Below are 11,809 nucleotides of genomic sequence, written 5' to 3' on the forward strand. Positions count from 1 at the left end.
AGCAACCACGATGCGCCCGCACCCGACAACGAACCCCGAAGAACCCCTACGCGGCCTTCGCCTTGGTCGCGTACATGTCTACGTACTCCTGCCCCGACAACCGCATGACCTCGGTCATCACGGAGTCCGTGACAGCCCGCAGCACATACCGGTCCCGGTCCATCCCGTCATAACGGGAGAACTCCATCGCCTCGCCGAACCGAACAGTGACCCGCCCGGGCCGGGGCATCCCCGAACCCCCCGGCTGCAACTTGTCCGTGCCGATCATCGCGAAGGGGACGACGGGCGCGCCCGTCATCAGCGTCAGACGGGCGATGCCGGTACGGCCCCGGTACAGCCGGCCGTCGGGCGACCGCGTCCCCTCGGGGTAGATCCCGAAGACCTTCCCCTCCTCCAGGACCCGCCGCCCGGTCATCAGCGCGGCCACCCCACCCCGGCCGCCGTCGCGGTCCACCGGGATCATGCCGACGCCGGTGAAGAACCACGCCATGAGGCGGCCCTTGAGGGACTTCCCGGTGACGTACTCGTCCTTGCCGATGAAGAACACCTGCCGGTCGCAGACCAGCGGAAGGATCATCGAGTCGATGAAGGTGAGGTGGTTGCCGGCCAGGATGACGGGACCGTCACCCGGGATGTGCTCCGCGCCCTCCACCTGTGGGCGGAACATCAGGCGCATGATCGGTCCGAGCACTGCCTTGATGAGCGCGAAGCGGGACAACGGGCCCTCCGGTGTCAAGAGAACGGCCAGGGAAACTGTATGAGTCTGTGCAGGTGAGGACATTACTCGCGGCTCGGGGGGTCGTGCACATCGGGCGCTCGGGGTTCACCGAGGTCTTACGCACTGTTGACACTCGTTTACCTGCGGATGGACCCCGTCTCCTCCCGGAAACCCGGGCGGAACGATGTGACGGACGTCGCCCCGACGGACGCGTACCCCGGCCCTCGGCCATGAAGCCGACGAACCATCAGACATCTGTTCCCATACGACATCCCGCGTCACCCGCGTGTTCCGCCGGAGGTCTCCCGCCCGTCACGGACCCGGACCTACGATCGGCCCGCACCGAAGAGGCGACGGCAGGAGGGGTCCACATGGGATCGCAGGACGAGCACACGGACGGCACCGGACGGCGGGCACTTCTGGGGGCCGCGATGTTCGGCGCCGGGGGAGCGGTCCTGGGCCTGTCGGGGACGGCGAGAGCGGCGACAGCGGGATCGGGCGGACACGGCGGCGGCCTGAAGAGCCTGCCGGTGCCCACGGTCATCGGTCACCGGGGGGCCAGCGGCTACCGCCCCGAGCACACCTTCGGCTCCTACCAGCTCGCCCTCGACCTGGGCGCGGACATCGTCGAGGCCGGCGACCTCGTCCCCACCAAGGACGGCCACCTGGTCTGCCGTCACGAACCGGAGATCGGCGGCACGACCGACGTCGCCGACCACAAGGAATTCGCCGACCGCAAGAGGACCAAGGTCCTCGACGGGGTCTCCACCACCGGCTGGTTCACCGAGGACTTCACCCTCGCCGAGCTCAAGACGCTCCGCGCGATCGAACGCATCCCGGCCAACCGCCCGCACAACACGCTCTACAACGGCCGCTGGGAAATCCCCACCTTCGAGGAGGTCCTCAGGTGGCAGGACGAGCAGACCCGCAGGCGCGGCAAGCAGGTGTGGATCTACCCCGAGACCAAGCACCCCACCTACTTCCGGAAGCTCGGCCTGGGCCTGGAGGAGCGGGTCGCCAAGCTCCTGCACAAGCACGGCAAGGACCGGCGGAACTCCCCGGTCATCCTCCAGTCCTTCGAGCCCACCAGCATCCAGCGGCTGAACAAGCTGGTCGACAACCCGCTGGTCGTCCTGCTGTCCGGCGCGAACACCCGCCCCTGGGACTTCGTCGAGACGGGCGACCCGCGCACGGTCGCCGACCTCGTCACCCCCAAGGGCCTGCGGGAGATAGCGGGCTACGCCCAGGGCATCGGCCCCACCCTCGACCTGGTCATCACCAGGAAGGCGGACGGCAGCCTGGACAAGGAGACCACCCTGGTCGCCGACGCCCACAAGGTAGGGCTGATCCTGCACCCCTACACCATGCGCAACGAGAACCCCTTCCTGCCGGCCGAGTACCGCAGGGGCACGGACGCGGACGCCTACGGTGACGCCTTCGGCGCCTTCAAGAGGTACTTCGCCACCGGCATCGACGGCGTCTTCACCGACAACCCGGACACCGGCCTCCTCGCCCGCCAGGACTTCGTCAACGGCTGAGCCGACAGCCCCCGATCGGGCGCACTTGCGGCCGCCCGGGCAACCCACGACCCGGGCGGCCGTGTCGTACCGCATATGACGCTCGACCTGGTCGCCACCCTGCGCCCCCTGCTCACCGCCGAGGCCTCCGCGGAGGCACATGCCTCCGGTACGGAACCGGCCGACCTGGAGCAGGCGGTCTGGCTCCGCCTCCTGGAACACCTGGAGACCCAGGGGCCGCCCCTCGACCCGCCCGGCTGGCTCCGCCGTGCCGTCCGCTCCGAGTCCCGCCGCAGCCGCCGTACGACCCGCCTCGAACGGCCGTACGCCACCGAACCGGCGGCCGACGACGAGCGCACCCCTGAACAGCTCACCCTCGCCGCCGCCCGGCGCACGGCCCTGCACGACGCGGTGCGCCGCCTGCCCGGCCGCTGCCCCTCCCTCATGGCGGCCCTCCTCTCCCCGAGGGACCTCACCTACCGCGAGATCGCGGGGGAGTTGGGTATCTCACAGGGCAGTCTCGGCCCGGAACGTTCCAGATGCCTGGGATGTCTTCGCCGATTGCTCTCACCGGAGGTTGCGACCCGTCGGGCGCGGGGATAGGAGTGGGGGACAACAGGCGATCAGGTGAGCGGGAGGCGTGCGCACATGGGCATGAGCGTGACCATCTCTGCGGCGGCCGAGCAGGACGCGGAGCAGATCTTCAGGCTGCAGTACCTGTGCTTCCAGAGTGAGGCGGCGCTGTACGGCAACTACCGCATCGATCCGCTCGTCCAGACCCTGGACTCGGTCCGCGCGGAGGTCGCCTCGGACTGTGTCTTCGTGGCCCGCCTGGGAGACGAGGTGGTCGGCTCGGTCCGCGGCCGCGTCACCGAGGACGGCTCCGCCGCCATCGGCAAACTCTGCGTCCACCCCCGCCTCCAGGGCCACGGCATCGGGGCCCGCCTCCTCCGGGCAGCCGAGTCCGCCCTCGCCGAGGAGCGCGGCGCCACCAGCTTCCGCCTCTTCACCGGCCACCGCAGCGAGGGCAACCTCCGCCTCTACCGCAAGGTCGGCTACCAGACGGTCGGCACGTCGGAGGGCGCGGACGGAGTACCGATGATCGTCCTGGAGAAGCCCGCGGGAACGTATGCGGCCACCGCATGATCTTTTAGGGGCGCGGGGAACTGCGCGACCAGCCCCCACGGACCGGATGCCGCCAGACGGACCTCAGGCGGCATCCCCCTTGGGCGCACCCTTCCGAAGCCAGTAGATGGCCGACAGGGGAAGCAGTACGGGAATGAACAGATAACCCATCCCGAAGTCCGACCACACCGTCGCATCCGGAAACGCGGACGGCTCGACCAACGTCCAGGTGCCCACGGTCAAAACCCCGAGCAGTTCGACGACACAACACACCAGCGCCACCCTGCGAGCCGTCTCTCCGCCCCGCACCAGCGTGTACGTGATGAACCCGTACACGACACCCGCCACCGCGGACAGCGCATACGCAAGCGGCGCTCGGTCGAACTCCGTGGAGATCTGGTACACCGACCTCGACACCGCGCCTACGACCATCACGCCGTACAGCCACACCAGCAGCGTCCCCGGCCCACTGATCAACCGTCGGCTCACGTCAGCTTCCCCAGATGTCATAGAGCCGCACCTCCAGAACGGCCAGCACCACACCGCCGGCGGCAACCGTCACCGATCCCCACCGCGTCCGCTCCGCGAGCGACATGAACCCCGCCGCGGGCACGCACGCGAACGCCCCCAGCAGATACGCGACGAAGATCGTCGTGCCCTGCTCCGGCTTCTCGCCCCGCGCGAGCTGCACGATCCCGACCACGAGCTGGACCAGCGCCAGCACCGACACCACGGCCATCCCGATGAAGTGCCAGTCCTTGGTGGGCTCGTCCCGGTAGGCGGCCCAGCCGCACCAGGCGGCCAGCAGCAGCGCGGCGACGCCGGTCACCAGCGTCAGGGCATCAAACATGCGGCGAGCCTATTACGGCCCAAAAGGCCTGAGGCGGCCGACCCCGCACCGCACCGTAGGGTCGAGGACATGAAGATCCATGCCGAAGCCCTCCTGTTCGACAACGACGGAACCCTCGTCTCCTCCCTGGAATCGGTCCACCGCTGCTGGACGCGCTGGGCCGGGGAGTACGGCATCACCGCGGAGGAGTTCGCCCGGGTCGAACTGCACGGACGTACGGCCGCGGAGATAGCCGCCGACCTGCTGCCCGCCGACGTGGTACCGGCGGCCGTCGCGCGGATCGAGGAACTGGAGGTGCAGGACGTGCCCAACGGCGGTGTCCGTCTGCTCCCCGGAACCCGGGCCTTCCTCGACTCCCTGCCCGCCGACCGCTGGGCCGTCGTCACCTCCGCCACCCGCCGGCTCGCCGAGGCCCGCCTCGAAGCCGTCGGCATCCTCCCCAAGACCCTGGTCGCCGCCGACGACGTGACCCGCGGCAAGCCCGACCCCGAGCCCTATCTGCTCGCCGCCCGCGAACTCGGTGTCGACCCGGCCCGCTGCGTCGTCCTCGAGGACGCCCCCGCCGGCCTGCGCGCCGGCCGGGCCGCCGGGATGACCACCGTGGCGTTGACCACAACCCACCGGGCCCACGAGCTCGACGCCGACCTGGTGGTCGAGGACCTGTCGGCCCTGTCGGCCCAGGTCACCGCCGTCGGCGTGGAGATCTCCGTCCGGGCCTGAGACCTGTCCACCGCTGTCCGCCATTCGGACAGCGGGTTCTTGGTCGCTCCCATACGTCTGCTTTACTGATCGCATGACCACGACGAGCTGCCGCACCCTTGCGACCGAGGCGACCATGACGCCCGGTGCTCGTTGTATGTGTCGAATGTGCGCCTGTTAGAGGGCCCCCGCACCACCTCTTGAGCCTCGCGCCCCGAAGCGAGCCGCCCGGCACGTCCGTACGCCGTGAACGCCGTACGTGACCCATGTGCCCGCGCACGACTTCTCTCCCGTACCAGGGCACACCCACGCCCGGGTACTCGACAGTGACGGAACCCCAGTGATCACGACAACAGGCCTGACCAAGGTCTACCGCTCGCGCGGCCGTGAGGTCACCGCCCTGGACGGCGTCGATCTCCACGTCCGCGAAGGCGAGGTGTACGGCGTCATCGGCCAGTCCGGCGCCGGCAAGTCCTCTCTCATCCGCTGCGTCAACCTGCTGGAGCGCCCCACCGCCGGCACCGTGACCGTCGACGGACTGGACCTCACCGCCCTCGCCGGCCGCGGGCCGCGCGCCGGCAAGGAGCTGCGGCGGGCGCGCAGCCGTATCGGCATGGTCTTCCAGCACTTCAACCTGCTGTCCACCCGGACCGTGCAGGACAACGTCGAGCTGCCGCTGGAGATCCTCGGCAAGTCCGGCAAGGAGCGCTCCCGCAAGGCACTCGAACTCCTCGACCTCGTCGGGCTGGCCGACAAGGCCAAGGCGTACCCCGCCCAGCTCTCCGGCGGCCAGAAGCAGCGCGTCGGCATCGCCCGCGCCCTGGCCGGCGACCCCAAGGTGCTCCTGTCCGACGAGGCCACCAGCGCCCTCGACCCCGAGACCACCCGCTCGATCCTCCAGCTGCTGCGCGACCTGAACCGGCAGCTCGGCCTCACCGTCCTGCTCATCACCCACGAGATGGACGTCGTGAAGTCGATCTGCGACTCGGCGGCCCTGATGGAGAACGGCCGCGTCGTCGAGTCCGGCACGGTCAGCGAACTGCTCGCGACCCCCGGCTCCGAGCTGGCCGCCGCGCTCTTCCCCGTCGGCGGCGCCGCCACCGGCGAGGACCGGACCGTCGTCGACGTCACCTTCCACGGGGAGGCGGCCACCCAGCCCGTCATCTCCCAGCTCTCGCGCACCTACAACATCGACATATCGATCCTCGGCGCCGCCATCGACACCGTCGGCGGCCTCCAGGTCGGCCGGATGCGCATCGAACTGCCCGGCCGCTACGAGGACAACGTGGTGCCGGTCGGCTTCCTGCGCGAGCAGGGCCTGCAGATCGATGTCGTCTCCGAGCACGAGCCGGTGAAGGAAGGTGCCAAGTGACCTGGTCCGAGATGCAGCCCCTGCTGGAGCAGGCGTGTTGGGACACCCTCTACATGGTGGGCTGGTCCACGCTCATCGCCGTCGTGGGCGGCCTGCCGCTCGGTGTCCTGCTCGTCCTCACCGACCGGGGCGGACTCCTCCAGAACGTCGTCGCCAACAAGGTCATCGGGCAGGTCGTGAACGTCGCCCGCTCGATGCCGTTCATCATCCTGATGGTGGCGCTGATGGGCTTCACCCGCTCGATCACCGGCACGACCATCGGCCGTGAGGCCGCCATCGTGCCGCTCGCCATCGGCGCGATCCCGTTCTTCGCGCGCCTCGTCGAGACGGCTGTCCGCGAAGTGGACGGCGGCCTGGTCGAGGCCGTGCAGTCGATGGGCGGCAACACCTGGACGATCGTCCGCAAGGTCCTCGTCCCCGAGGCCCTGCCCTCGCTGATCGCCAGCACCACCACCACGGTCGTCGCCCTCATCGGCTACTCCGCGATGGCCGGCACGGTCGGCGCCGGCGGCCTCGGCGACATCGCCATCCGCTACGGCTACCAGCGCTTCGAGACCCAGCTCATGTGGATCACCGTCGCGGTCCTCGCCGTCGTCATCTCGCTCATCCAGTTCGCCGGCGACTACGCGGCCCGCTCACTGTACGGCCGGGGCGGACGCTCCGGACCCGCGCCGAAACTCCGTCTGCTCAAGGCCTCCACGGCGGACACCAAGACCGTCTGACACGCCCCCGGATCTCCCGTGCACCCGTTCACGGGGTCACTGCACCCAAAAGGAAAGGCACTTTTCGTGCGTAACACCGCAAAGCTCAGCACCGCCGTCCTCGCCGCCGGAGCCCTCACCCTCGGGCTCAGCGCCTGCGGTTCGTCCGGCTCCGACTCCGCCTCCGACACCAGCGGACCGCTGGTCGTCGCCGCGAGCCCCACCCCGCACGCCGAGATCCTGAACTACGTCAAGGAGAACCTGGCGAAGAAGGCGGGACTCGACCTGGAGGTCAAGGAGTTCACGGACTACGTGACCCCGAACACGGCGACCGAGGACGGCTCGGTCGACGCCAACTACTTCCAGAACCAGCCCTACCTCGACGACTTCAACAAGAAGCGCGGCACCCACATCGTGCCCGTCGTCACGGTCCACCTGGAGCCGCTCGGCCTCTACAGCCACAAGGTCAAGAGCGCCGACGCCCTGAAGAGCGGCGCGACCGTCGCGGTTCCGAACGACAGCGTCAACGAGGCCCGCGCCCTCAAGCTCCTCGACGCCAACGGGATCATCACGCTGAAGGACGGCGTGGGCAACGAGGCGACCCCCTCGGACATCGCCAAGAACCCGAAGAACCTGAAGTTCAAGGAGCTGGAGGCGGCCCAGACCCCGCGCTCCCTCGACGACGTCGACGCGGCCGTCATCAACGGCAACTACGCCATCGAGGCCGACCTCAAGCCCGCCTCGGACGCCCTCGTCCTGGAGTCCGCCGACAACAACCCGTACGGCAACTTCCTCGCGGTCAAGGACGGCAACGAGGACGACCCGCGGGTGAAGAAGCTCGCCAAGCTGCTCACCTCCCCCGAGGTCAAGAAGTTCATCCAGGACAAGTACGCCGGCTCCGTCATCGCGTCCTTCTGAACGGCGTAACGCCACCGGCGCGTATACGACGTATCGCCACGCACGGGGTCCACTCGTTCACCATGTGTGGACCCCGTGATGCGGTTCGGCGCTTTCATGCTGCATGCTGGGCAGTTCAGCAGGCCTCGCAGGTTTTCCGACGGTTACGGAGTGGCGCATGACTGGCACCTTCCCCAACATCTCCATCAGCACGGAGCGGTTGGTGCTGCGCCCCCTCGACGAGGACGACGTGCCCGCCCTGGCCGAGATGATGAACGACGAGCAGGTCGGCGCCTGGACCGACGTGCCCCAGCCCTACACCGAGGAACAGGCGCGCGACTGGATCACCCGGTACGCGCCCTCCGAACGGGAGGCCGGGCGCGGGATCGACTTCGCCGTCACGGAGTTCCTCACCCAGCGCCTGGTCGGCGTCGTCCAGCTCACCAAGACCAACTGGCACGTCCGCTCCACGGAGTTGTCGTACGTCATCGCCCCCTGGGCCCGTGGCGAGGGCTACGCCTCCGAGGCCGCGCTCGCCACCGCCCAGTGGCTGTTCACCGACCAGAAGTTCGAGCGCATCGAGCTGCGCACGGCGGCCGACAACACCGCCTCCCAACAGGTCGCCCAGAAGATCGGCTGTATCAGCGAAGGCGTCCTGCGCGGCGCCTGCATAGCGCACGTCCGCGCCGACGACGGCACCTGGAGCGACGTCCGCACCGACTTCATCGTGTGGAGCCTGCTGCCCGAGGACCTCGACGGAGCGGGCGACCAACTGGCCGACGCGGACGGCTTCACGACGTACTCCGACTGGAACTGACCGGATCCGAACACAGGCCGGCGAAAGCGCTTCAGGGCGCAGCGGGTACCCTCACGGAGCCGCCCGCGGGCTGCCCACCGACGACGGCCTGCGCACACCCCTGGAGACTGAGAGACGATGGCCGACCGGGTCACGGTGATCGGCTGGGACGGCTCGCCGCTGACCGCCGCGGCACGCTCCGCCCTCGGCGCCGCCACGCTGGTCGCGGGCGCCGCCCACCACCTGGCACTCCCCGAGGTGCCCCCCACCGCCGAGCGCATCCGCCTCGGCAGCGTGGCCCTCGCCGCCCGCCGCATCACCGGCCACCGCGGCACCGCGGTCGTGCTCGCCGACGGCGACCCCGGCTTCTTCGGAGTCGTACGGACCCTGCGGGCACCCGAGTTCGGCCTGGAGGTCGAGGTCGTCCCCGGGGTGTCCTCGGTCGCCGCCGCTTTCGCGCGCGCCGGAATGCCCTGGGACGACGCCCAGGTGGTCGTCGCACATCGGCGCACCCTGCGACGCGCCGTGAACGTGTGCCGGGCCCACCCCAAGGTCGCCGTCCTCACCTCACCCGGCGCCGGGCCCGCCGAACTCGGCCTGCTGATGGAGGGCGTGCACCGCACCTTCGTCATCTGCGAGGAACTGGGCACCGACCGCGAACAGGTCACCGTCGTCCCCTCCGACAAGGCCGCCGACCACACCTGGCGCGACCCCAACATCGTCATCGTCATCGGCGGCACCGCGGCCGTGACGGAGGACGGCGGCTGGATCGCCGGTCGCGACCCGGCCGCCGCCCCGCGCGGCTGGACCCTGCCCGCCGAGTCCTACGGCGGCCTCATGGGCGAAGGCGAACTGGAACCGCTCCGTGCCGCGCAACTGGCCCGGCTGGGACCCCGCGTCGGTGACCTCGTGTGGGACATCGGCTGCGGCAGCGGCGCCTTCGCCACCGAGGCCGCCCGGGCCGGGGCCGCCGTCATCGCCGTCGACCGCGACCTGAGGGCCTGCGAGCGCACCGAGGCCAACGCCCGCGCCTTCGGACTCCAGGTCCAGATCGTCCCCGGCACCGCCCCGCACGTCCTGGAGAACCTTCCCGAACCGGACGTCGTCCGCGTCGGCGGCGGGGGAGTGGCCGTGGTCTCCGCGGTCGCCGACCGCCGTCCGCAGCGCATCGTCGCCCACGCGGCCACCCGCGACGAGGCCGAACTCGTCGGCCGGGACCTCACCGAACACGGCTACCGCGTCGAGTGCGCCCTCCTCCAGTCCGTCGAACTCGACACCCGGGCCTGGACGGAGACGGAACGGAGCGTCGCGTTCCTGCTCAGCGCGGTGCTCCCGGACCGTACGGGCTGACCCCGCCGGCCGTGGTCCGCCGTCCCCCGTGATCCTGTTGTCGTACTGCGCGCGGTAGGCTGACCGACCGTTGTACCGCGCCCGGTGGACCGGCATTCGTTCGTCAATGTCCGGAAAGCGCGCCCGTTTTGGGGTGGGTGTGGTACGGCAGAACCGGAGGACGCGCAACGTGGCGCAGTCCACAGCGGGCTGTCGCGGATCAACCTGTCGCGACGGGGGAACGGCCGGGACAATGCCAGTTAATGGCTTTGTCGTCTTTCTCGGCGGGCCGTTCGTGCCGCTGGGCACGCACGCTCGTTCTTCACCACGGGGGCGGTCGGTGCGCCGTCCCCGGTGAGCTGGTCGTAGAAGCACTAACCGATGGGCGAGGGGTACGCATGACCGACACCGGCCAGGTTCCGGGCGAGGGACTGCCGGAGAACGCAGGCATGGTGGAACAGCCGGGCGTCCCCGCGCCGGGTGCGTACACCTACCTCTCCGAGACCACCGCCGAGGACGAAGACCTGTTGCTGCTGCCGGGCGCCCAGAGCCCCTGGGGCAACGAGGTCGCCCCGCCCGCCCCGGAACCGGTCGTGGAGACCGTCCACGAGCCGGGCCCGCACGAGATGTCCGGCCGCGACAGCGGAGCGCACGATCTGAGCGCCGTCCGCACGCCCCGGCCGCAGGCTCCCTCGGTGCCGATCCCGCCCATCACGCCCCGCCGGCCCCTGCACCTCGGCCCGCCGATCCCCGACGCCTCCGCGAGCCCGGTCCGCTCCCTCGCCGACCGCGGCCCCGCGGGCGCGCCGGTACGGCAGCCGGCCGCGGCCGCGCCGGGCCCCGAGTACTTCGAGACCGCGCAGCCGCAGGGCGCCGCCCCGTGGGGTGCCCCGGCCCAGGCCGCCGTCCAGACGCAGGTGAGCACGGTGGCCCCGGCTGCCGAAACGGTTGTTCCGGCTCCGGAACCGGCTCCGGCTCCGGAACCGGTGGGTGCGGCGCAGGCCGCGGTTGCCGAGACTCCGGTGCCGGAGGCCGTGCCCGCGCCGGAGCCGATGCAGGTTCCGGTCGGCGAGGTGGGCCAGGCGGCGGTCGAGGGTTCCGCAGCCGACGCTTCCGGAGCTGCTGCTCCCGGGGCCGGCGGAGCTCAGCCTGTGGAGGGCGCGCCTGCCGTTGTCGCCGGCGCGGACCCGGGCGCGGGGCAGGTACCGGGGGACGGCCCCCTGCCCGAGGCGGTCCAGCCGGCCCCGGCTGCCGGGGCGGACGTGCCCGTCACCGACGTGGCCCAGGTGCCGGGCCAGGCCGCCGCTGTCGATGCCGCTGAGGCCGCTCCGGCGGCGGAGGACGTCCAGGAGCCCGCGCCCGAGGCTGTGCCGGTCGCCGAGACCGCCGTTACTGAGCCCGATGCGGCCCAGCCCGTTGCGCCCGAGCCCGTGGTGGCCGGGGGCGAGGTCGCCGGGGTCGAGTCGGACGCGGAGGAAGTGCAGGGACCGGAGGGACCGGAGGAGGCAGTCGCCGTTGCCCCGCAGGCCGTCGCCGTGCCGGAACAGGTCGTGCCGGAAGAGGTTGCGCCGGAAGCCTTGCCGGCCGAGGACGTCGCTGTCGCCCCGGAGACGGTTGCGGTCCAGGACGCGGAAGCCGTCGTGGGGGAGGAGGCGGGCCCGTCCCAGGAGGCCGTTGCTCCGGACCTGGCTCCCGCTCAGGATGCCGTGACCGCTCCGGACGCTGCCCAGGAAGCGCTGGCCGCCCAGGAGCCCGTAGTCGTGGCTCAGGAACCCGCCCCCGCCCCGGAAGCCGCAGCCCCGGAA

At 70.8% G+C, this 11,809-nt stretch carries 12 protein-coding genes and 1 pseudogene; 10 read left to right on the forward strand and 3 right to left on the reverse strand.

The annotated features are described in order from the left end of the window. Positions 1-46: 46 nt before the first annotated feature. Positions 47-718: a lysophospholipid acyltransferase family protein gene (locus AOJ26_RS15970; RefSeq protein ID WP_053848947.1), complete on the reverse strand. Its 672-nt coding sequence runs from the start codon at positions 716-718 to the stop codon at positions 47-49. Between the two features lie 371 nt (positions 719-1,089). Between AOJ26_RS15970 and AOJ26_RS15975 the strand changes: the two genes are divergently transcribed. The 3 genes from AOJ26_RS15975 (at position 1,090) to AOJ26_RS15985 (ending at position 3,381) form a co-directional block, all read left to right on the forward strand. Continuing rightward, entirely contained in the window at positions 1,090-2,256 is a 1,167-nt protein-coding gene (locus AOJ26_RS15975) for a glycerophosphodiester phosphodiesterase (RefSeq protein ID WP_053848948.1), read from the forward strand. A 75-nt stretch (positions 2,257-2,331) separates the two neighbouring features. Then, a complete protein-coding gene (locus AOJ26_RS15980; protein WP_053848949.1) occupies positions 2,332-2,838 on the forward strand; it encodes a sigma-70 family RNA polymerase sigma factor in 507 nt (168 codons plus the stop codon). A 45-nt stretch (positions 2,839-2,883) separates the two neighbouring features. Then, entirely contained in the window at positions 2,884-3,381 is a 498-nt protein-coding gene (locus AOJ26_RS15985; RefSeq protein ID WP_053848950.1) for a GNAT family N-acetyltransferase, read from the forward strand. Positions 3,382-3,444: 63 nt separating this feature from the next. Here AOJ26_RS15985 and AOJ26_RS15990 read toward each other — a convergent pair whose 3' ends face one another. After that, positions 3,445-3,870: a hypothetical protein gene (locus tag AOJ26_RS15990; RefSeq protein ID WP_053848951.1), complete on the reverse strand. Its 426-nt coding sequence runs from the start codon at positions 3,868-3,870 to the stop codon at positions 3,445-3,447. Then, a complete protein-coding gene (locus AOJ26_RS15995; RefSeq protein ID WP_028807693.1) occupies positions 3,851-4,210 on the reverse strand; it encodes a hypothetical protein in 360 nt (119 codons plus the stop codon). The genes AOJ26_RS15990 and AOJ26_RS15995 overlap by 20 nt, the downstream gene beginning before the upstream one ends. 69 nt (positions 4,211-4,279) lie before the next feature. Between AOJ26_RS15995 and AOJ26_RS16000 the strand changes: the two genes are divergently transcribed. The 7 genes and pseudogenes from AOJ26_RS16000 to AOJ26_RS41850 form a co-directional block, all read left to right on the forward strand. After that, on the forward strand, positions 4,280-4,930 hold the full coding sequence (locus AOJ26_RS16000) for an HAD family hydrolase (protein ID WP_053848952.1): 651 nt from the start codon (positions 4,280-4,282) through the stop codon (positions 4,928-4,930). Between the two features lie 319 nt (positions 4,931-5,249). Continuing rightward, positions 5,250-6,281: a methionine ABC transporter ATP-binding protein gene (locus AOJ26_RS16005; RefSeq protein WP_053848953.1), complete on the forward strand. Its 1,032-nt coding sequence runs from the start codon at positions 5,250-5,252 to the stop codon at positions 6,279-6,281. Further along, positions 6,278-7,003, forward strand: coding sequence for a methionine ABC transporter permease (locus tag AOJ26_RS16010; protein WP_053848954.1), 726 nt, complete (start codon positions 6,278-6,280; stop codon positions 7,001-7,003). Before AOJ26_RS16005 ends, AOJ26_RS16010 begins: the two co-directional genes overlap by 4 nt. Before the next feature lie 66 nt (positions 7,004-7,069). Further along, the gene (locus AOJ26_RS16015) at positions 7,070-7,900 is read left to right on the forward strand and encodes a MetQ/NlpA family ABC transporter substrate-binding protein (RefSeq protein ID WP_053848955.1); all 831 of its coding nucleotides are present in this window, start codon (positions 7,070-7,072) and stop codon (positions 7,898-7,900) included. 157 nt (positions 7,901-8,057) lie between these two features. Continuing rightward, positions 8,058-8,696 carry a GNAT family N-acetyltransferase gene (locus tag AOJ26_RS16020; protein WP_053848956.1) on the forward strand — a complete coding sequence of 213 codons (639 nt, stop codon included), beginning with the start codon at positions 8,058-8,060 and terminating at the stop codon, positions 8,694-8,696. Between the two features lie 117 nt (positions 8,697-8,813). Then, a complete protein-coding gene (gene cbiE / locus AOJ26_RS16025; RefSeq protein ID WP_053848957.1) occupies positions 8,814-10,025 on the forward strand; it encodes a precorrin-6y C5,15-methyltransferase (decarboxylating) subunit CbiE in 1,212 nt (403 codons plus the stop codon). 377 nt (positions 10,026-10,402) lie between these two features. Then, positions 10,403-11,809 (forward strand): annotated as a pseudogene (locus AOJ26_RS41850) (5,6-dimethylbenzimidazole synthase); the annotation flags it as partial.

Origin of the sequence: Streptomyces sp. NRRL B-24085 (genome assembly GCF_001282115.1) — a bacterium.
GTDB lineage: Bacteria > Actinomycetota > Actinomycetes > Streptomycetales > Streptomycetaceae > Streptomyces.

What these genes read in the sequence shown, in the direction of transcription:
- AOJ26_RS15975 (WP_053848948.1), top strand. Translation starts at nt 1,090, where the DNA reads ATGGGATCGCAGGACGAGCACACGGACGGCACCGGACGGCGGGCACTT.
- AOJ26_RS15980 (WP_053848949.1), top strand. Translation starts at nt 2,332, where the DNA reads ATGACGCTCGACCTGGTCGCCACCCTGCGCCCCCTGCTCACCGCCGAG.
- AOJ26_RS16000 (WP_053848952.1), top strand. Translation starts at nt 4,280, where the DNA reads ATGAAGATCCATGCCGAAGCCCTCCTGTTCGACAACGACGGAACCCTC.
- AOJ26_RS15990 (WP_053848951.1), bottom strand. Translation starts at nt 3,870, where the DNA reads ATGACATCTGGGGAAGCTGACGTGAGCCGACGGTTGATCAGTGGGCCG.
- AOJ26_RS16020 (WP_053848956.1), top strand. Translation starts at nt 8,058, where the DNA reads ATGACTGGCACCTTCCCCAACATCTCCATCAGCACGGAGCGGTTGGTG.
- AOJ26_RS15985 (WP_053848950.1), top strand. Translation starts at nt 2,884, where the DNA reads ATGGGCATGAGCGTGACCATCTCTGCGGCGGCCGAGCAGGACGCGGAG.
- cbiE (WP_053848957.1), top strand. Translation starts at nt 8,814, where the DNA reads ATGGCCGACCGGGTCACGGTGATCGGCTGGGACGGCTCGCCGCTGACC.
- AOJ26_RS15995 (WP_028807693.1), bottom strand. Translation starts at nt 4,210, where the DNA reads ATGTTTGATGCCCTGACGCTGGTGACCGGCGTCGCCGCGCTGCTGCTG.